This is a genomic window from Xenorhabdus szentirmaii DSM 16338 (genome assembly GCF_002632585.1).
GTDB lineage: Bacteria > Pseudomonadota > Gammaproteobacteria > Enterobacterales > Enterobacteriaceae > Xenorhabdus > Xenorhabdus szentirmaii.
Genome location: NZ_NIBV01000001.1, coordinates 456,400 through 476,402, shown reverse-complemented (window position 1 = coordinate 476,402; position 20,003 = coordinate 456,400). Strand labels below are relative to the sequence as shown.

Below are 20,003 nucleotides of genomic sequence, written 5' to 3'. Positions count from 1 at the left end.
GCCGCCGACAATAGCACGAAGGTAAATGACTCGCAGACGCTGACCAATGCCGGGACCATCACCACCGCCGCCGACAATAGCACGAAGGTAAATGACCCACAGACACTGGCCAATGCCGGGACCATCATCACTGCCGCCGACAATGGCACGAAGGTGAATGACCCACAGACGTTGATCAATGCCAGGAAAACTGACACAACCAGGGAAAATACGGAGATAGCCAATGAGTCAAAGACGGCAGTTGTGACAAATGCAATGGAAAAAGAGCTAGATGAAAAAATCACGGCGGTCAAAAAGGATGCTGACGCTGACGAAAGAATGAATAAGCTGGGTGCAAAAGCCGGTGATATCTATACCTATGCGCAGGATACGAATACCAAAATGGGTGAATATCATGTTCATTCTGAAAAGAGATTTAATACGCTGGAAACAGAAATGCGCCAAAATTTTGGCAAGTTAGACAACAAAATCAATCAAGTAGGGAAACGTGCTAACGCGGGTATTGCCAGTGTTATGGCAATGAGCAATATCCCATACGGTAATACCGGCCGCTTTAGTGTTGGAGTTGGGGTGGGCCAATATAATAATGGCAGTGCTATCGCGATTGGTGCTCAGGCTAAAATGACTGAGAATATCAATATCCGAGCATCTACAGGCTGGAACAACGCTGAAAATGTGGCGTTGGGGGCAGGTATCGCGGTTGATTGGTAATATCGTATTCATTCATGATAGGAATATTCAGCAGGCGCCATTGGTGCCTGTTTTTTCTTTTATATTATGTTGTCAAAATAAAATAATTGAGTGTTATGAGTGATAATCCATTTGTCAAATTGTAAACTTTAAAACTGTTTCTTTCGATAATTTAAAATCATCAATTAATAATTAATAATTAATAATTAATAATTAATAATTAATAAAATCATTGTATTAGATGGAGTTTTTGACTGTAGTATAAGACAATTGGCCTTGCCGTATATCTGATTATATGAATATCATGAATGCAAAACTTGATTTCTATATTTTTGTGATGTTTAATTTTCACCCTGTTTAAATGAAGTCATGAAGTGGTTATCTGAGCTTGTCTCTGTGTATTACACATTAATTTATTGTTGATGCGTTATTGATGTGAAGAATAATAGCCATTTAATTAAGAAGAAGTTTAAATGGTTAATTCTTCCATATTACCGTGTGAATAAATTTTCATATATCAGTGCAGTAACCCTTCATTGTGGGTCGTAATGAATCTGGCCCAAAGAATACTCATTTAAAATAACTCAGGTATAGGCCGGTAATGTAGGGTTAATTACTTTCGTGAATATATTTGGTTTATATCTTTGATTAAATCAATGAATTTATTTGCAGTTATAATATGGTGAAATAATGCGAAAGGTTTTATTGAAAAAAACAAGTCTGGCGATTTTTATTAATGCAGTTTTAATATCATATTCTTTTGCTGAACAGGAACAGCAACAGAAACCGCCAAACAACATTGTTACAGACATTGTTAGTGAGATATGGAAGAATAATAAGGTAGAAGTTGATAAGAATGGGAAGAATGTGACAGGAGAAAATATAAGGGATGACAAATCTCGGATTAATGATGAAATGGAGTCTGTGTTATTTGAAAGGCCGAGAAAAGAGAGGGGTTCCGAGATTACTCACAATGCATTGGCGTTGCTCGGCTCGAGAATTCAAGATAACGCTGCCTATACTACTGCATTGAACAAATCGACTATTTCGTGGGGTTCCCATTTATCTTTTGCGTCGGGAAAATCAACCATTGATAATTTTTCTACACACAGTATCGCGATGGGGGAGTCGGCTATTGAGCGGCAGTCTGATTACTCTACTGCGTTGAATAAGTCAACAATTGGTGCGTTTAGCCAAAATTCTTTGGCTATTGGTCAGGGAGCAAAAGTTCACAATGAAGCAAACAATAGTATTGTAATAGGGCAAAATGCGTCTTCGTCTAAGGCAAATGGCATTGCTTTGGGGGAACATGCGAAAGCTAAAGAGATTAACTCAGTTGCTATTGGTGCAGGTGCTATAGCGAATGAAGCTGATACGGTATCATTCGGAAATGGACTCCAAGTACCTGAAGGAGTTACAAAGGAACAGATGAAGGAAAAAGGATATATAGGACGAAACAAGCGGTTGGTAAATGTTGCTGAGGGTATAAGTAATAACGATGTGGCCACTGTTGGGCAAATGAATAAACATGTCGCTAATAACATATTCTTTTTTTCGAATACTGATTCAACAACTCCAGCGTTGGCATCGTCATATTATGTGGGAAGCCCTTCTTTTAAATCCACGGAAAGCAATGTTGTGTCATTTGGTGATGACAAAACAAAATTGAAGCTAACTAATGTTGCAGATGGCGAAAAGGCTCACGATGCAGCAACTTATGGGCAATTGACGAAGGTAGAAACAGAATTGAAGGGCTCTATGGCAGGGCTAAAGGATGAAGTGAAAACATCTGAGAAAAATGCGGCGGATTCTGCGAAAGAAGCAGCAAAATCAGCAAGTGGTGCGTATCAATTTGCAGAAATATCGGCAGAAGCAGCGGATGGTGCGGAAGCTGCGAAGAAAGCAGCGGAAGAGTCAAAGGAGAAAGCGGAGGGCTTTGCGAAAGCAGCGGAAGAATCAAAAGGGAAGGCGGAGGGCTTTGCGAAAGCAGCGGAAGAATCAAAGGGGAAAGCGGAGGGCTTTGCGAAAGCAGCGGAAGAGTCAAAGGGGAAGGCGGAGGGCTTTGCGAAATCAGCGGAAGAATCAAAGGAAGAAACGGCAAAATTAACGCGTGATGCGGGGGGGTTTGCAGAATCAGCGAAAAGTGCAGCCAAGGAAGCTAAAAAGACCGCAGCAGAAATGGATAACAAAATCAAGTCAGCGGCTGAGCAAGCCAGTAAAGAAAAAGTTAAAGAAGTCGAAGAAAAAGCAGAAAAACTAGACCAGAAAGTGGAAGAGAAGACAAAAGAGGTCAAAAAAGAAATCAAGGAAGAAGCCAAGGAATTGTATAAATACGCTGATAATAAGGCTGACGCACTTCGTGATGAATCTGTTGCCCGCGTTGGTGAATTAAAGGCTGAAATGTACCAAGGCTTTAATAAGTTAGATAACAAAATCAATCGGGTAGGAAAGCGTGCTAATGCCGGTATTGCTGGTGTGGCGGCAATGACCAACATTCCATACAGTAATACCGATCGTTTTAGCGTGGGTGTGGGTTTAGGGAAATATCATGATGGCAGTGCGGTTGCGGTTGGCGCACAGGCTAAACTGACTGAAAATGTCAATATCAGGGCTTCTACAAGCTGGAATAATGACGAAGGTGCAGTCATGGGAGCAGGGGTCGCAATTGGTTGGTAATATACACGTAAAATAAACATTTATCAGGCGTCGATTGGCGCCTGATTTTTTTTGTGCGCCGAACGCCAAACATAGTATGTATTGCCCAGAGCTGTACTCTCTGCCCGCAATGAGGGGATTTTTTTGTGTTGACGTTGAAGCTGACATGCTGATGATACTTTGACACGGAAATACGCAGCCGTAATGAGCAGAAAAATGATATTGGGGAATGCCATAACATGGCCTACGGCCTCTGTTATTGTCAAATATCTTGCGGGACGAATTGGGCAAAAAACCGAGGGGCAGTAAGCTGGATGCTTATAAAACGGCGATTGAAATTTATTTATAAAAAATAGGTGTGTGTTTATAAAGAATAAAGCAGTACAGCCAACAAAAGGGCAGTTTGAAAGACGAAGGGTAATAAACCGTTATAAACAGATAAACACCTTCTCAGAGAGATAAATAAAGTTTTTCAGGGAATTTAAAACGGATAATGAATAGCAGAAAAATGTCGTTGCGTGAACTCGGGAACATATATATCAGGGGATAGGGATATAGCAACCAGCATGGCACGGTGCTGTAAGAGGACAGCGGGAGTCTTCCCGCCATCGACTCGATTGGATTAAAAACGATACTGAACGCCAGCGGAAATAGTATAGTTGGTATTACCCATACTACCCGTATTGCGATAGGTTTCAGAGCTGCGTTCACTATGATTAGTTAACTGCACATCCCCTTTTTTATTATTGTCGAATTTATTCCAAGTCAGTTCACTGAATACTTTTACATTTGGCGTAATATAATAGCCTGCATCAACGCCAATAGAATAATAGCGTGAGTTGCTTGTTTTTGCTTTGAACGTTTCGTTATTTAAAATATGCTCATCAGTGTCTTTTGCTTTAACCCACGGGCTGAATTTCAGCAACGCATTAAACTCAAAGTCCTGATAGCGATATTGCCCGGTCAGCCCCAAATAGGGAGTGTTGAATTTTTGTTTGTATGTGATCAAGGGTTTGTTTTCGAAAGTTTTGGGCTTATTTTCATAGATCCCATGCCCTCCAGTTGCCTCCCAACTGAAATCAGTTTGCTGATAACCAAGAACCCCGCCGAGCTTGTATTCTGGCTGTTTCAATATCCAGCCTTTTACATTGATATCAAATTCACTGGCGCTATTCAGCTTAGTATTTTCGTGATAAGACCAGTGAGTCCATTTAGATTGGCTACCGTTCATCCAATCATAATCGTCCATTTTTCCACTTTTGGATGATGATGCATACCAGCCACGAGCGTTCAGGGTTAAATACGGCAACGCATCCCAGGCTAGATCACCTTTAATAACCGCTGTATTCTTAATTTTCCAAATCAATTCACTGGTTTTATCCCCTGAGATTGGGTTATATAGATATTCCTTTGTCTCAGCTGAAAGTATACCTAATGAAGCACTGGCTGATATACTACTTGAATTGAAATTAATCGGGCTGGTATTTTCAACTTGCGTTGTTTGCACTGCTTGTGCTGCGTATGCGGTTTGCGCAGCAGCCAGACTAATAATACCTAAAGTAACTAATTTAAGTTTCATTGATAATAGTTCCTAGTTTACAAATATATCAATCATTCGAAGTTTCAATATCGGGCTATCTCAATATATTGAGGGCGTGGGATTTTAAAATTTTTTCTCTGAATGTTTTTTTGTCTACTAAATATATTTTTTTATCTGTTTAAATATCGCCAGATAGAAATAATTCATAATGATTTCATGATATTATGAATATATTTAGTAGCCATTATGTACTCTAAACGCCATCTTATTAACACAGTTTATGAGTGTTTACCATACTGATTAATAAAATAATAACTGGAGTATAGTTGAATTATTTGTTTTTATGATTAAATTTTAATTTATTATTTGTATAATTGATATTTATTCTAAAGTAAGTTGAAGTAGATATATTTTGGTTTTTTGATGCGCTATATGAGTGATATTTTATTATCACGTAATTTAAGAGCCTACTCTATTAGGCTCTTACTCAAATCAGTTATTCTGTTACTCAGAAAAATATTTATCCCAAATCTTCTGATAAGCCCCATCTGCTTTTATTTCCATAATGGCTTTATCTATTGCGGCTTTTAATTCTGCATCATTTTTGCGGAGCAATACGGCAGTTTTTGCTGCCTGAGTATCTGCGGCAACAATTCTTACCGGTGCATCCGGACGATGTTTTTTATAATCGAGATAAGATAGTTTATCGTTAATTGTGGCATCAGCACGGCCTGTGCTCACCAGCTCAACTTCCTGACTAAAACCGTTGGCACTGATAATGTCGGCACCATAATGTCTGGCGATCTGGGCAAAATTATTGGTCAGGGTATGGGCTGATCGCTTTCCTTTTAGATCGCTGAATGTCTTAATGTCGTTATTGTTTGTCCGGGTGATCAATACTGCCTCTGAAATAACATAAGGCTGGGAGAAACTGTATTTTTTCTCACGCTCCGGCGTAATGGCAATTTGGTTCATCACCGCATCAGAGCGCCCGGCATCAAGACCACCAATCAGCCCGTCCCATTTGCCTTCGATAAATTCAGGTGTCACTTTCATGCGCAGTGCGATTTCCCGGCCGATTTCCACATCAAATCCGGTCAGTTTTCCGGAGGCATCATGATAACTGAATGGGGCATAAGCACCTTCTGTCCCAATTTTGAATATTCCCGTGGAGTGAATAGCATTAAGGGTGGATTCAGGAGAGGATTGCGCATAAGCAATATGATTGAAGCCAAATTGGACTAAACCCACCAATAATATATTGAGTATGAATTTCATTTTATTTCTCCGAGAGGAAACAGTTATTTTTGGTCATTTTTTTGTGATAACAGTTTTTACTATAACGGGAATATAAAAACCTTTATATATAAAATATTGTTATATCATAGAGGGTTAGTGACTTATGATTGATGGTGAGTTTGTACTGTAAACTGTGTTTATTATCAGATGGCTGATTTTAATTAAACGGAAGCATGTCACAAAAATTTCTGAAAAAATTGTCATGACATAATGGCCTGATATATTTGGGTTTCTCTATTCATAATGTATAGCAATGAGATGGCCATTCTTTTACATAAAGCCCATTGGGTATATATCGATTATCCCACACCGTTAAATTCAATTGTAAATATAGGTGCCAAGTGCTAAGCCCATTATTCCGAAAGGGTATGGTTCATTCTCTACCTGTCTGTATCTCTTTCTTTCTTATTTTTGTGTCGATTGGCGTGCTTTATCAAAGCCATGGCGTTCCATTATTGGAAACGTTGGCCGGGTCATTACTCATATATGCCGCCCCGTTGCAGGTAGCTGCGGTTGGCTATTTGGCTGATGGCACATTATTTTCCATGATCATTCTGGCCTTGCTGATCAATTTTCGTTTTTTCCTGATGGCAATGGTGATGACGCAATATTTTCAGGGCATACCAAAACGGAATATTTTACTGTCGATGCTGGGGGTTAGTGCCAGCACGTATGCGGTAACACATTCATATATCTCTGCATCTGTGGGAAATATGGCAGATGGGAAATCTCAGTTTCATTTTTATCTGGGGGTTGCCATTCCTTGTTTTGTGATTACATTTTGTGCCACTTTATTGGGGTATATTTCAGCAGAACATTTGAATTATGAGTTCCTTTCTCTGTCTTTGGTGATGTTGGTTCCCATTCATTTTGCATCTCTGACTGCCAAACGATCGGGCAAGGATATGTCGGTACTGGCAACGGTAATGGGAGGAGTATGTGCTCCATTATTGAATGAAATGGATATTCAATTAATGGATCTGGCGTTACCGATTTTGTGCGGGGTTGTGATCGCACTTGTTGAGCGGAATCTGAGAAAGGATAAAGCATCATGATGTTGTTGATTGTAGCCATGGGGATGGTGAGTTTTGTGTTAAGGGCGGCTCCTTTTCTGGTCAGTAATCACCGATTGTTTAAGGGAAAAAATCTGCTGATTACTTCATTGGATTATGCTATCTGTTTTATTTTGGGAACCATTATTGTCAATATTTCCCTGAATAATTTATCTCTGAGTGAAGTAATTGATCAATTTAATATTAAATATGTGATTGCGTTGATAACGGTAATTTTAGCTTATTTCATCAGTAAATATACACATTCAATTTTAAAGAGTTTGGGATTTTCGTTGGTCTTCTTTATGGTCGTGCAGAGGTTATTAGGTTAAACGTTATGATTAAGCTAAAAGTGATATAAGATAAAAAACCACTGCAAAGAAAATTGCAGTGGTTTGAATAAATGCCAATCAGTATAAATTACAGTGCAGCGATGGTTTCTTTCTGTGCCAGTAACTTCGCTTTCGCTTCGTTATTGGTTGCCAGACGTTCACGCTCTTTGGCAACAACCGCTTCCGGCGCACGGCTGACAAACCCTTCGTTAGCCAGTTTGCCTTCAATGCCGTTGATCTCTTTATCCAGCTTCTCGATTTCTTTATCCAGACGTGCCAGCTCTGCCTCTTTATCAACCAGACCTGCCATTGGGATCAGTATTTCTGCTCCGTTGATCAGCTTGGTAACAGAAACCGGTGCTTCTTCACCTGCTGCCAAAACGGTAACAGCAGAAAGACGGCCCATTGCCTGAATGAAGTTGAGGTTTTCAGCAACACGGCGTTGTGCATCTTCGTTTGCATTACGCAGCAGAACTTCCAGTAGCTTGCTTGGCGCGATATTCATTTCTGCACGAATATTACGTACTGCAATGATGGCTTCTTTGATCCACTCCAGATCGTTCAGCGCCAGTTCATCCACTTTCTCCTGAGAGAATTCAGGGAAAGATTGCAGCATGATGGTATCGGCATCAATGCCTTTGACCACTTTCACGCGCTGCCAGATGGTTTCGGTGATGAAAGGAATGATCGGGTGCGCCAGACGCAGCAAACCTTCCAATACTTCAATCAGGGTATGGCGAGCCGCACGGACTTCCGCTTCTGAACCTTTGTTGATCGCAGGCTTGGACAACTCCAGATACCAGTCACAGAATTGGTTCCACGTGAATTCGTAAAGAATGTTGGCAGCAATATCGAAACGGTAAGTATCCAGCGCTTCGCGATAGGCTTTCACGGTCTGGTTGAATTCTGCCAGAATCCAGCGATCTGCCAGAGAAAGCGACATTTCACCGCCATTCTGACCACAATCCTGTCCTTCAGTGTTCATCAGCACAAAACGGCTGGCATTCCACAGTTTGTTACAGAAGTTGCGATAACCTTGCAGACGTTTCATGTCCCAGTTGATATCACGGCCTGTTGAAGCCAGTGCGGCCAGTGTGAAACGCAGGGCGTCAGTACCGTGGGCTTCAATGCCTTCCGGGAATTGCTTTTCAGTGCGTTTACTGATTTTCTCAGCCAACTGCGGCTGCATCATATTGCCGGTACGTTTTTCCAGCAGGTTTTCCAGAGAAATGCCGTCAATCATATCCAGCGGATCGATAACGTTCCCTTTGGATTTTGACATCTTCTGGCCTTCATCATCACGGATAAGACCCGTCATGTAGACCGTTTTGAAGGGCACTTGCGGTTTGCCGTTTTCATCTTTGATGAAGTGCATGGTCATCATGATCATGCGGGCAATCCAGAAGAAAATGATGTCGAAGCCACTCACCAGCACATTAGTCGGGTGGAAGGTTTTCAGGGCTTCGGTCTGCTCAGGCCAGCCAAGGGTGGAGAATGTCCACAGGCCAGAGGAAAACCAGGTATCCAGAACGTCTTCATCCTGACTCAGAACAATGTCAGCGCCCAGATTGTTTTCACGGCGGACCTCTTCTTCATCGCGGCCAACATAGACATTGCCTTGCGCGTCATACCATGCCGGAATACGGTGACCCCACCACAATTGACGGGAGATGCACCAATCCTGGATATCACGCATCCAAGAGTAGTACATGTTTTCGTACTGTTTCGGCACGAACTGAATGTCACCGCTTTCAACGGCTTCAATGGCGACTTTTGCCAGTGGTGCAGTACGGACGTACCATTGGTCAGTCAGCATTGGCTCGATAACCACACCACCACGGTCGCCGTAAGGAACTGTCAGGTCATGGGGTTTGATCTCAACCAGCAGGCCTTGTTTTTCAAACTCAGCCACAATCGCTTTACGGGCAGAGAAACGTTCCATGCCACGGTATTCGGCAGGAATGTCGCTTGAGTAGATTTCAGAAACTTCACCGTTGGTATCGAACACTTCTGCGGTTTCGCGGATGTCACCGTCGAAAGTCAGGATGTTGATCATGGGCAGGCTGTGGCGCTTACCGACTTCATAGTCATTGAAATCGTGGGCGGGGGTGATTTTCACGCAGCCAGTGCCTTTTTCCATGTCCGCATGCTCATCGCCAACGATAGGAATGCGACGGTTGACCAGCGGCAGCAGGATTTCTTTGCCAATCAGGTCCTTGTAACGGGGATCTTCCGGGTTAACCGCAACACCGGTATCGCCCAGCATGGTTTCCGGGCGTGTGGTGGCGACAATCAGGTAATCCTTGCCTTCAGCGGTTTTCGCGCCGTCAGCCAGCGGATAGCGCAGATGCCACATAGATCCTTTGACTTCACGGTTTTCAACTTCCAGATCGGAAATTGCAGTGCGCAGTTTGGGGTCCCAGTTTACGAGGCGTTTGCCACGGTAAATCAGATCATCCTGATAAAGGCGAACGAAGGCTTCTTTAACGGCCTTAGACAGCCCTTCATCCATAGTGAAGCGTTCACGCTCCCAATCTACGGAGTTACCCAAGCGACGCATTTGATTGGTGATGGTGCCACCCGATTCCGCTTTCCATTGCCAGATTTTATCGATAAAAGCGTCGCGGCCGTAATCGTGGCGGGTTTTACCTTCTTCTGCCGCGATTTTACGCTCAACAACCATTTGTGTCGCAATACCTGCGTGGTCAGTACCTGATTGCCACAGTGTATTTTTACCCTGCATGCGCTGGTAACGCACCATTGTATCCATAATTGTCTGCTGGAATGCGTGACCCATGTGCAGACTGCCGGTGACGTTGGGCGGCGGAATGACGATACAGAAACTTTCGCGGCTGGTATCGCCATTCGGTTTGAAATAACCGCTCTGTTCCCAGTGCTTATAAAGAGGTTGCTCTATCTCTGTCGGGTTGTATGTTTTATCGAGAGATGGCTCAGAATGCGTTTGATTAGCGGGTGTCTTTTCCATTGTATCTTGATATTCAATAGGTTGGCGGGGTTGCCATGGTCAAATTAAAGCCAACGCCACGATAGGATTTATATCGTTCGCGAGCTAACTGTTTTAGATTTTCATCAATAGGAACGAAGTCTATCACTTCATGGAAAGCTGTGGCAAAGTCTGCAAAGTGAGGAAGCAGTGTCACCAGAACATCCCGGGGGGCATTGCTTCTTTTTTGTGGCCAGCACAGTTCTACCGGTGCGCCATAACGCGGGCCTTCTCCGGCAAGGTTGTGCGGTACAAATTGACTGGGTTCCCGTTGCCATAATGCTTCGTCCAGTTTTTCGGCCTGTTGCTGGCTTTCACAAGCAATCAGAACCCGCTTCCCTGCCCGCCATTGGTCAGCAGCAAGCTGACATGCCAGCCATTCATGTGGCTGCAACTCATCAGAAAATGATGATTGTTCCGGTGACCGCGTTTCTAATGGCGGCTTTTCTAATGGTAGCTTTTCTAATAAATAGAAGGTGGCGTTTTTCATAGTTTATTGGCTGCAAGATTATAGGAAACGATGATGGAAAAGGGTATTGCATCTGCAATACCCTTAATGTCACTCATTCCCTTACTTTTATGCCACATTTTCATTAAATGTTTTCGTTAAATGAAATCTGCGGCCGGGCATTAATCATCAGAATTCAAACCTGAACGATTTAACAGGAATTGTGACAAGAGCGCAACCGGCCGGCCGGTGGCCCCTTTTGCTTTACCTGAACGCCATGCTGTTCCCGCAACATCCAGATGAGCCCAGTTGTATTTGCTGGTAAAGCGGGCCAGAAACGCGCCAGCGGTAATGGCACCACCCGAACGCCCACATGAATTCACCATATCGGCAAAATTGGATTCCAACTGCTCGGTATACTCATCGCCCAACGGCAGGCGCCATGCACGATCTCCGGCTTGTTCCGAAGCATTCAGCAGTTCATGTGCCAGCGGATTATGGTTGGACATCAGGCCGGTATAATGGCTACCCAGTGCAACAACACAAGCACCGGTCAGTGTGGCGACATCAATGACCAGCTCAGGGTCAAAGCGCTCAACATAAGTCAGGGCATCACACAGTACCAGACGGCCTTCTGCATCCGTATTGGTCACTTCGACGGTTTGGCCGGACATGGTGGTCAAAATGTCGCCCGGACGGTAGGCACGTCCGCCAGGCATGTTTTCACAGCCAGCCAGAACACCGATGACATTGATGGGCAATTTCAGCTCGGCAACAACACGCATGACGCCATAAACGGAAGCAGCGCCGCACATGTCATATTTCATCTCTTCCATGCCTTCGGAAGGTTTAATGGAGATGCCGCCAGAGTCAAAAGTCAGCCCTTTGCCCACCAGTACGACGGGTTTCGCATTGGCGTCTTTGCTGCCTTTATACTCCATGACTGCCATCAGGGATTCATTTTGTGAACCCTGACCCACCGCCAGATAGGAGTTCATGCCAAGCTCTTTCATCTGCTCTTCACCAATGACCTTGGTTGTCAGATTATCGGCATTGTCAGCAAGCTGGCGCGCCTGTGATGCCAGATAGGCAGCATTACAGATATTGGGTGGCATGTTGGCCAGATCTTTTGTCGCCTTAATACCGGATGCAATGGCAAGACCGTGCTGGATAGCGCGTTCACCGCTGGTTAATTCGCGGCGGGTCGGGACATTGAACACCATTTTGCGCAAGGGGCGACGCAGCTCATTTTTGCTGCTCTTGAGCTGATCAAAAACATACAGTGATTCTTTGGCTGTTTCGACTGCCTGACGCACTTTCCAGTAATTGTTGCGCCCTTTTACGTGCAGTTCAGTCAAGAAGCAAACTGCTTCCATTGAACCGGTTTCGTTGAGGGTGTTGATTGTCTTCTGGATAATTTGCTTATATTGACGCTCATCCAGTTCACGTTCTTTTCCGCAGCCAACCAGTAAAATACGTTCAGACAGCACATTAGGAACATGATGCAGCAACAAGGTTTGACCCACCTTGCCTTCAAGTTCCCCCCGGCGCAATAAGGCACTGATATAGCCGTTACTTATTTTGTCAAGCTGCTCTGCGATAGGGGAAAGACGGCGTGGTTCAAATACGCCGACAATAATACAGGCACTGCGCTGTTTCTCCGGGCTACCGCTCTTTACACTAAACTCCATGCGTTCTCCTGAATCTTAAAGACAAAGACGGATACAATCGCTAAAATATCACGTTGCGCATTAATTAATCCCAAAGGAAAGTAACTGTTATGCTAAGCTAAGCGCATTATTTTTTAGTACTTAGCTAACGATAAGTATGTTCTAATTTGGGAACCAATATATGGAATGCTTTGGTATCATTTTAGCAATGGGGAAGCCAAACTGATGCATATAAATGGTAGATATACGACGAAGTTAGCGACTTTCCTGCAAAAAGACAAGTTTTCACAGGCGTAATAAGCGTGATCATCATTAGATATCTAGTACGGGAAACCCTGAAAAGCCAAATTGCAATACTTTTCATCTTATTGCTGATCTTTTTCAGCCAGAAATTAGTTGAGGTATTGGGTGGGGCAGTTGAAGGCAATATTCCCGCAAATTTGGTTTTATCGTTGTTAGGTTTAGGTGTGCCAGAGATGGCGCAACTTATTTTGCCCTTGAGTCTATTTCTCGGGGTACTCATGACATTCAGCAAACTTTATACCGAAAGTGAAATCATCGTCATGCATGCCTGCGGATTGGGCAAAAGTGTCTTGGTGAAATCCGCCCTTATTCTGGCATTGCTGACAGCCGCAGTGGCGGCGGCCAACGTCATATGGTTCACTCCGTGGTCCTCTAAACATCAGGAGCAAGTGCTGGCGGATGCAAAAGCCAATCCAAGCCTTGCCGCCTTCGTGGAAGGGCAGTTTAAACCTTCCCGCGATGGTAATATGGTGCTTTATATCGGAAATGTGAAAGGCCATAACTTTGAGAATGTCTTTCTGGCCCAGCTCCAGCCGTCGAATGATCAGCGTCCTTCTGTTGTAATGGCCGATGGCGGGCATATGGAAGAACGCCCGAATGGCAATCAAGTTGCGGTGCTGCACAAAGGGACACGTTATGAAGGTACAGCCATGCTGCGTGATTTCCGTATCACGGAATTTACGGATTATCAGGCTGTCATCGGGCATAAAAAAGCGGATATCGATAACAGTAAAGTTGAGCAACAATCCATTGAACAGCTTTGGCATCACACCGATGATGATTCCCGGGCCGAATTTCATTGGCGCCTGACATTAATTGTTTCTGTCCTGATCATGGCGTTGATGGTTGTCCCCTTAAGTGTTGTGAACCCGCGTCAGGGGCGGGTACTCAGTATGCTGCCTGCAATGCTGCTGTATCTGGTTTTCTTCTTGCTGCAAAGCTCCCTGCGTTCCAATGGCAGCAAAGGCAAACTTGACCCCATGTTCTGGATGTGGCTGGTTAACGGTTCGTATTTTGCCTTGGCAATCGTACTTAATTTGTGGGATACCGTACCCATGCGCAAACTGCGTTCACGCTTTAAGAATCAAGGGGCGTCATGATGTTTGGGGTATTGGACAGATATATCGGCCGGACAATTCTGCAAACCATCCTGATGACTTTGTTTATGCTGGTATCACTTTCCGGCATCATCAAATTTGTTGATCAGCTGCGCAAAGTCGGTCAGGGGGAATACACGGCATTTTCAGCGGGCATTTACACCTTGCTGAGTGTACCCAAAGATATCCAGATCTTTTTTCCAATGGCAGCCTTGCTTGGGGCACTATTGGGGTTGGGGGCACTGGCAACGCGCAGTGAGCTTGTGGTCATGCAGGCTTCGGGATTTACTCGCTTGCAAGTGGCAGGCTCTGTCATGAAAACCGCAATTCCGCTGGTTTTGTTGACGATGGTGATTGGAGAGTGGGTTGCTCCGCAGGGAGAGCAACTTGCCCGTAATTATCGCTCCCAAAAAATGTTCGGTGGCTCATTGATGTCGACAACCAAAGGTTTGTGGGCAAAAGATGGTCAGGATTTTGTCTACATTCATAGCGTAGGTAAAGATAACGCTTTGAATGGTGTCAGTATCTACCATTTCAATGACAAGAAAAAACTGTTATCGGTGAGATATGCCGCTTCCGCAGTCTATGATGAAGACAATCATTTGTGGAAATTATCTCAGGTTGAAGAATCTGATTTAACGCAATTTAACCAGATCACGGGGTCACAGCGTATTTCTGCTGACTGGCCAAGCCGGCTGACACCTGAAAAGCTGGGAGTTGTTTCCCTTGATCCTGAAGCACTCTCCATCCGGGGCCTGCATCAATACATTGCTTACCTTAAACAGGGGCAACAGGATGCAGGGCGCTATCAACTCAATATGTGGAAAAAGATCTTCGCACCTTTATCCGTTGCGGTAATGATGCTAATGGCACTTTCTTTCATATTCGGCCCATTGCGTAGCGTACCGATGGGATTCAGAGTTGTTGTGGGCATCAGCATGGGCTTTATTTTCTACGTATTGAACGAAATTTTTGGCCCGCTCAGTCTGGTTTATAGTATGCCGCCAGTATTGGGGGCGTTGTTGCCAAGTTTGTTGTTCTTTAGCATCAGTATTTACTTGCTCTTGCATAAAAAAACCTGACAGATTGGCATAAAATCAAAAATCCCTATCGCCTCCACTTTCAATAGTGGGGGCGATTTTTTCTGAGCTCTTTTTGTGACTGCTCCCACCGTAAACGGCGAAGAGCAGGCACAGCAAGAATTAGGAAATCTATATTGGCTATCCGGTGATTTAATTGACGAATCGGCTCCCGGTATTTTAATTGACGCAGCGATGGATAAATTTGGAAGAATAGATGTTGCCATTAATAATGGGGTATTAATCATACAGGAACTATTAATGAAATAGATATTGATAAATGATGTCACATGGCTAGAGTTAATGTGTAAGCCGCATTTCGATTCACTTATCTTTTCCTGAAACATGCTGTTGAAGCTTTATGTGAAGCATTGAGTCTTGAATTTGCGAAAAGTCCAGTAAAGCTTTCATGTATTGCCCCAGGTCCTGTCCATACCGAATTGCATCGAGATCTTGCAATTCATCCGTCAATATCAAGAAATATAACTCGGCCATTAAATGCGGATGATGTGGCAGAGACAATTCGTTGGGTGATGACACAACCCAGCCATATTAATATTCCGCAGATTGTGGTATTGCCACAAGATCATTCAATATAGTGATAATCAAGTTAATAAGATATGCCTTTAAATAAGGATGAAAATATATGGACCCTTTTTCATTTGGATTAGTGATGGTTTCGGCAATTATGCATGCAGGTTGGAATCTTTTCGTCAAGAAAGATGAAGATAAATTTTTATCTCTTACTGTTATGGCCGCGACTTCAGGTATACTTTGCGCATTATTGCTTTTATTTACCCCCGGAATAAATGCAGGTGCTTGGAAAATTCTCATTATTTCAGCCCCGCTTCATGCTGGATATAGAATTTGTCTGAGCCTTGGCTATAAATATGGCGATATGAGCCAAGTTTATCCTATTGCACGTGGTGCAACACCATTACTTGTGACATTGCTTTCTGTCATTTTGCTTGATATTCATTTGGCTCTTTCTCAGGTAGTGGGAATTATCGCTATTGCTATCGGTATTATGTGGTTGAGTTTCCATCGGGGTCTTCCAAATAACCATGAAGGGCGGGCTATTAGTTTTGCTCTTGGCACTGCGGCTTTCATTACCGTATTTACATTGCTTGACAGTAAAGGTGCACGACTCAGTGGCGAAGCATTCTCGTATGTGCTTTGGTTGTTTGTGCTGGAAGGGGCTTTAATGTTTGTGATTGCTGCATCTGTAAATAGGCGGCGATTATTTGATTATATTAATCGCAATGGAAAAACGTGTATGGTTAATGGCGCCGTTATGTCTGCGGCACATGGTTTAATTATTCTTGCTCTTGCACGAAGTCCTGCTGCATTAGTATCTGCTTTGAGAGAAACCAGTGTGATCTTTGGCATTATTTTCAGTGCATGGATACTTAAAGAGAGGATAGGGCCAATAAAATTGTCTTGTACTTTACTTGTGCTGGTCGGCATTTTTTTTACCATTTTCAAATAGCAGTGATATTGTCAAAATCTGAAGTATTTATCTTGTCCATATGACTTTATTTACCCAAAACGCCATAAAGCCCATTACTCAGAGGGAGCCGCAAAAGTGAGCTTAACTTTTTGCGACTTCCCCTTTTCTTTAGGGCAAGGAGGCTATCAGGCTAAACCTGATGATGATTGCGTACCAATGCGGCCACTAATTCATTGACTCCGTTTGTCACACGGCTGAACTTGCTTTGCTCCTTGCGGGTAATCACCACAAATACACCAATATTTTGTTCAGGGATCATCGCCATATAGGTATTGAATCCGCCACCCCCGCCGGTTTTTTGGTAAATACCGGGGATATTATCTTTCGCATCCATATATACCCAACCCAGCCCGATGCCATCAGCGGTACCGGCAACATCCATCCCTTTGATTGATTGCAGATCCGCTCGCTTAAAATAGACCCCTTGTTCACGACTGGCGGTTTGTTTACGTAACTGATTTTGGGAAGACAAAAACTGTTGCATCCAGCGTTGTATATCTGAGGGGGTGGAATAAATACCACCGCTGCCTGCGGCGGCAATGGTATTCACGCAAGGGCTGGACTTAACGCCTTCTATCAAGCGGGCACATTGGGATTGCGTGGGTGTCAGCGTGGTATCTTTCATGTGATAAGGGCGGGTTATCTCCTTTTGCAGAAGACGGGAATAAGGCTCTCCAGTCGCTTTGGAAAGGGCATCCGCCAATAAATCATAGGCCAGATTGGAATATGACGCTGTTGTACCCGGTACTGCCTCTATTTCAGCGGTTTTCAGCCAAGTCCAGCGATTATCCTGAGTTGGCCAGATAAATACAGGGCGTCCCCACTTTCCCCCGGGTTGTTCCCGTGGCAACCCGCTGGTGTGACTTGCCAGATGATATAGCCGGATGGGTTTTCCTGAGCCATAATCCGGTACGCGAACACCGTGATGCGTATATTTTTGCAATGGATCGGTAATCTGAATCTGTTCTTTCTGTGCTAATTTGATCATGACCTCGCTGGTCATTAATTTAGTAATGGAAGCGATACGAATCAAAGAATCCTTATTGGGTTTAATACCGCTCCCTGGATAAGTTTCCCCAAAGCTGCGATGCACAACCTGATTGTTATCGATCACAACCATGGCCATTCCTGAAGGGTTGCTCTCATTAAAAATGGATTGAGAATATTGATCGACAAGTGCCATGGCCATTTTTTTGGTATTGTTATTACCCTGAAAAACTTCCCACTTTGCCGGCTGTACATGGGGTTTCTGGTATATGTTCTGGTCCGCATGATCAGAACTGGCACAAGCTGTAATCGTCCATGTTAGGGTGGAAACTGTGCAGAGTTTATAGAGCCATTTTTTCATTTTTGGGTTAACCAATCAGGGCGTGTTCGAATAGGGAAAAGTGGTTATTTCTTTTTCTTAAGCATTGCCATAATGGCACCGATAATGATACCCACTAGGATGCCTGTAAAAATCCAGCTGATAATAGTCATGATAATTCACCTCATTGCATTGTATTGTTTGGAATTATATAAGGAGTTTGAAGGTTGTCTATTGGCCGGAAGGAATTGTGTGAAAGTAATAAGGGCCGGTTATGGGTAGAATTGATTGTGTTTTGAACGAGATTGGTTAAAAAACAGCGCGAATGTCTTTTTTTTCATCACTTAAACAAGATTGGAAAGGATAAGTGTTGCGAATGATCTTCTGACAGGTATAATGGCCCCCGTTCTCCGAACCCTTCAGTGCCGAAGTGGCGAAATCGGTAGACGCAGTTGATTCAAAATCAACCGCCTTCGGGTGTGCCGGTTCGAGTCCGGCCTTCGGCACCATTCGTTAGTTTACTAACGTCTACCCAAGTCTACAAAATCCCTAAAAATCCCACCAAATCAAGATATTTCGTTATCCTGACGCCTACTGTAGTCCGTTGCAATCAAGATGCAGCGAAGGCCATAATTCGGGGCTCTTACCGTTCGATTATGAGAATGCCCTTAACAATGAAACTTAATGCACGACAAATCGAAACTGCAAAACCCAAAGAAAAAACCTACAAACTCGCCGATGGCGGCGGTCTCTATTTAGACGTCTCGTCACGCGGTTCAAAATATTGGCGAATGAAATATCGCCGTCCAACAGATAAAAAAGAAGATCGATTGGCTTTTGGTGTGTACCCGACGGTGTCCTTAGCTGATGCCTGAGCCAAACGAGACGAAGCTAAGAAATTACTTGCTCAAGGGATTAATCCCAAAGCCGAACAAAAAGAGGCACAATCCGAATCAGAGGGAATATTTACATTCGAGCATATTGCTCGCGAATGGCACGCGAGTAATAAACGGTGGAGTGAAGATCACAGTGGTCGGATTATGCGAAGCCTTGAACAGTACATATTCCCCCATATTGGCGCTCTTGATGTACGTACTTTGCGAACCAGCCAACTGTTAACTCCTATCAAAGCCGTTGATACTGATGGTAAACATGATGTAGCTCAGCGTTTACAACAGCGTGTAACTGCCATCATGCGTTACGCAGTCCAAAATGACATTCTTGAATATAGCCCTGCCAATGATATGGCTGGCGCTCTCATCACAGTAAAATCTAAACATCATCCTGCCCTACCTAATGAGTGTCTACCTGAGTTTTTGACTCGTCTTTCTTGTTACCGTGGGCGCTTACTTACTAAGATCGCGGTAGAACTAACTTTATTAACGTTTGTTCGTTCCAGTGAAATGAGGTTTGCCCGTTGGGAAGAAATCGATCTTGAAAGGGCTGTTTGGCATATACCGGCGACACGAAAACCCATTGAAAGGGTTAAGCATTCTCAGCGTGGTATGAAAATGAAAACCGAACATATTGTGCCGTTGAGTCGCCAGGCTGTATCACTTATTGAAAAATTACATGGATTGAGTGGGGATAGTGAAGTGATGTTCCCCGGCGATCACGATCCAAAGAAAGTCATGAGTGAAAATACCGTAAATAATGCTTTGCGTGCTATGGGCTATGACACTAAAACAGAAGTTTGTGGCCACGGATTCCGCACAATGGCACGCGGTGCGATGGGAGAATCCGGCCTGTGGAGTGATGACGCGATCGAGCGCCAGTTAAGCCATATCGAACGAAACAACGTCCGGGCAGCCTATATTCACACCTCCAAACATCTGGACGAACGGAGGCTGATGGTGCAGTGGTGGGCGGATTATCTGGATGCCAACCGGGAAAAACCCATTACACCGTATGACTTCGCCAAACCACTGCGCGACAGTAAAAACCGATAGTGCATTTTTTTAATCCATTAATTCTCATTGTAAGAAAAACAATTAACACTGTTCATTTAAGGGGGTTTT

Annotated in this window: 15 protein-coding genes, 1 tRNA gene and 1 pseudogene; 10 read left to right on the top strand and 7 right to left on the bottom strand. The window is 43.8% G+C overall.

The genetic code is table 11. The features are described 5' to 3' along the window. Together Xsze_RS02230 and Xsze_RS22050 are read left to right on the top strand one after the other, a co-directional pair. On the top strand, positions 1 to 711 hold a 711-nt coding region (locus tag Xsze_RS02230), incomplete at its 5' end, for a YadA C-terminal domain-containing protein (protein WP_211293372.1). Between the two features lie 669 nt (positions 712 to 1,380). Further along, positions 1,381 to 3,366: a YadA-like family protein gene (locus tag Xsze_RS22050; protein ID WP_051462477.1), complete on the top strand. Its 1,986-nt coding sequence runs from the start codon at positions 1,381 to 1,383 to the stop codon at positions 3,364 to 3,366. Between the two features lie 23 nt (positions 3,367 to 3,389). Here Xsze_RS22050 and Xsze_RS02220 read toward each other — a convergent pair whose 3' ends face one another. From Xsze_RS02220 to Xsze_RS02210, 3 genes are all read right to left on the bottom strand, one after another. After that, positions 3,390 to 3,581, bottom strand: coding sequence for a hypothetical protein (locus tag Xsze_RS02220; protein WP_038240289.1), 192 nt, complete (start codon positions 3,579 to 3,581; stop codon positions 3,390 to 3,392). Between the two features lie 386 nt (positions 3,582 to 3,967). Further along, positions 3,968 to 4,924: an omptin family outer membrane protease gene (locus Xsze_RS02215; RefSeq protein ID WP_038240291.1), complete on the bottom strand. Its 957-nt coding sequence runs from the start codon at positions 4,922 to 4,924 to the stop codon at positions 3,968 to 3,970. A 465-nt stretch (positions 4,925 to 5,389) separates the two neighbouring features. Next, positions 5,390 to 6,163 (bottom strand): amino acid ABC transporter substrate-binding protein, encoded by a 774-nt coding sequence (locus Xsze_RS02210; protein ID WP_038240293.1) that lies wholly within the window; start codon positions 6,161 to 6,163, stop codon positions 5,390 to 5,392. Between the two features lie 389 nt (positions 6,164 to 6,552). Between Xsze_RS02210 and Xsze_RS02205 the strand changes: the two genes are divergently transcribed. Together Xsze_RS02205 and Xsze_RS02200 are read left to right on the top strand one after the other, a co-directional pair. Continuing rightward, entirely contained in the window at positions 6,553 to 7,239 is a 687-nt protein-coding gene (locus Xsze_RS02205; RefSeq protein ID WP_038240296.1) for an AzlC family ABC transporter permease, read from the top strand. Continuing rightward, the gene (locus Xsze_RS02200) at positions 7,236 to 7,568 is read left to right on the top strand and encodes an AzlD domain-containing protein (RefSeq protein WP_038240299.1); all 333 of its coding nucleotides are present in this window, start codon (positions 7,236 to 7,238) and stop codon (positions 7,566 to 7,568) included. The genes Xsze_RS02205 and Xsze_RS02200 overlap by 4 nt, the downstream gene beginning before the upstream one ends. Positions 7,569 to 7,656: 88 nt before the next feature. Here Xsze_RS02200 and Xsze_RS02195 read toward each other — a convergent pair whose 3' ends face one another. From Xsze_RS02195 to pepA, 3 genes are all read right to left on the bottom strand, one after another. Beyond that, positions 7,657 to 10,554 (bottom strand): valine--tRNA ligase, encoded by a 2,898-nt coding sequence (locus tag Xsze_RS02195; RefSeq protein ID WP_038240301.1) that lies wholly within the window; start codon positions 10,552 to 10,554, stop codon positions 7,657 to 7,659. A gap of 13 nt (positions 10,555 to 10,567) precedes the next feature. Beyond that, positions 10,568 to 11,062 (bottom strand): DNA polymerase III subunit chi, encoded by a 495-nt coding sequence (locus tag Xsze_RS02190; protein WP_038240303.1) that lies wholly within the window; start codon positions 11,060 to 11,062, stop codon positions 10,568 to 10,570. Positions 11,063 to 11,202: 140 nt separating this feature from the next. Further along, positions 11,203 to 12,711 carry a leucyl aminopeptidase gene (gene pepA / locus Xsze_RS02185; protein ID WP_038240305.1) on the bottom strand — a complete coding sequence of 503 codons (1,509 nt, stop codon included), beginning with the start codon at positions 12,709 to 12,711 and terminating at the stop codon, positions 11,203 to 11,205. Between the two features lie 281 nt (positions 12,712 to 12,992). Here pepA and lptF point away from each other — a divergent pair, with 281 nt between their 5' ends. The 4 genes from lptF to Xsze_RS02165 all read left to right on the top strand — a co-directional run bounded on the left by lptF (position 12,993) and on the right by Xsze_RS02165 (position 16,658). Continuing rightward, positions 12,993 to 14,093, top strand: coding sequence for an LPS export ABC transporter permease LptF (gene lptF / locus Xsze_RS02180; protein ID WP_038240307.1), 1,101 nt, complete (start codon positions 12,993 to 12,995; stop codon positions 14,091 to 14,093). After that, complete coding sequence (gene lptG / locus Xsze_RS02175) at positions 14,093 to 15,172, top strand: LPS export ABC transporter permease LptG (protein WP_038240308.1); 1,080 nt, start codon at positions 14,093 to 14,095, stop codon at positions 15,170 to 15,172. The genes lptF and lptG overlap by 1 nt, the downstream gene beginning before the upstream one ends. A gap of 75 nt (positions 15,173 to 15,247) precedes the next feature. Beyond that, a complete protein-coding gene (locus Xsze_RS22365) occupies positions 15,248 to 15,439 on the top strand; it encodes a hypothetical protein (protein ID WP_038240310.1) in 192 nt (63 codons plus the stop codon). Between the two features lie 376 nt (positions 15,440 to 15,815). Beyond that, entirely contained in the window at positions 15,816 to 16,658 is an 843-nt protein-coding gene (locus Xsze_RS02165) for an EamA family transporter (protein ID WP_038240313.1), read from the top strand. 151 nt (positions 16,659 to 16,809) lie between these two features. Here Xsze_RS02165 and ampH read toward each other — a convergent pair whose 3' ends face one another. Beyond that, a complete protein-coding gene (ampH, locus tag Xsze_RS02160) occupies positions 16,810 to 18,027 on the bottom strand; it encodes a D-alanyl-D-alanine-carboxypeptidase/endopeptidase AmpH (protein ID WP_038240315.1) in 1,218 nt (405 codons plus the stop codon). Between the two features lie 382 nt (positions 18,028 to 18,409). Between ampH and Xsze_RS02155 the strand changes: the two genes are divergently transcribed. Next, positions 18,410 to 18,494: transfer RNA gene (locus tag Xsze_RS02155), tRNA-Leu, on the top strand. A 165-nt stretch (positions 18,495 to 18,659) separates the two neighbouring features. Next, positions 18,660 to 19,934, top strand: a pseudogene (locus tag Xsze_RS02150) (tyrosine-type recombinase/integrase). The last annotated feature ends 69 nt before the right edge of the window (positions 19,935 to 20,003 follow it).

Excerpts from the sequence above, each read along its gene's own strand:
- pepA (WP_038240305.1), bottom strand. The coding sequence starts at position 12,711 with ATGGAGTTTAGTGTAAAGAGCGGTAGCCCGGAGAAACAGCGCAGTGCC.
- Xsze_RS22050 (WP_051462477.1), top strand. The coding sequence starts at position 1,381 with ATGCGAAAGGTTTTATTGAAAAAAACAAGTCTGGCGATTTTTATTAAT.
- Xsze_RS02190 (WP_038240303.1), bottom strand. The coding sequence starts at position 11,062 with ATGAAAAACGCCACCTTCTATTTATTAGAAAAGCTACCATTAGAAAAG.
- Xsze_RS02205 (WP_038240296.1), top strand. The coding sequence starts at position 6,553 with ATGGTTCATTCTCTACCTGTCTGTATCTCTTTCTTTCTTATTTTTGTG.
- Xsze_RS02220 (WP_038240289.1), bottom strand. The coding sequence starts at position 3,581 with ATGGCATTCCCCAATATCATTTTTCTGCTCATTACGGCTGCGTATTTC.
- Xsze_RS02165 (WP_038240313.1), top strand. The coding sequence starts at position 15,816 with ATGGACCCTTTTTCATTTGGATTAGTGATGGTTTCGGCAATTATGCAT.
- ampH (WP_038240315.1), bottom strand. The coding sequence starts at position 18,027 with ATGAAAAAATGGCTCTATAAACTCTGCACAGTTTCCACCCTAACATGG.
- Xsze_RS02215 (WP_038240291.1), bottom strand. The coding sequence starts at position 4,924 with ATGAAACTTAAATTAGTTACTTTAGGTATTATTAGTCTGGCTGCTGCG.
- Xsze_RS02200 (WP_038240299.1), top strand. The coding sequence starts at position 7,236 with ATGATGTTGTTGATTGTAGCCATGGGGATGGTGAGTTTTGTGTTAAGG.
- lptG (WP_038240308.1), top strand. The coding sequence starts at position 14,093 with ATGTTTGGGGTATTGGACAGATATATCGGCCGGACAATTCTGCAAACC.
- Xsze_RS02195 (WP_038240301.1), bottom strand. The coding sequence starts at position 10,554 with ATGGAAAAGACACCCGCTAATCAAACGCATTCTGAGCCATCTCTCGAT.
- Xsze_RS02210 (WP_038240293.1), bottom strand. The coding sequence starts at position 6,163 with ATGAAATTCATACTCAATATATTATTGGTGGGTTTAGTCCAATTTGGC.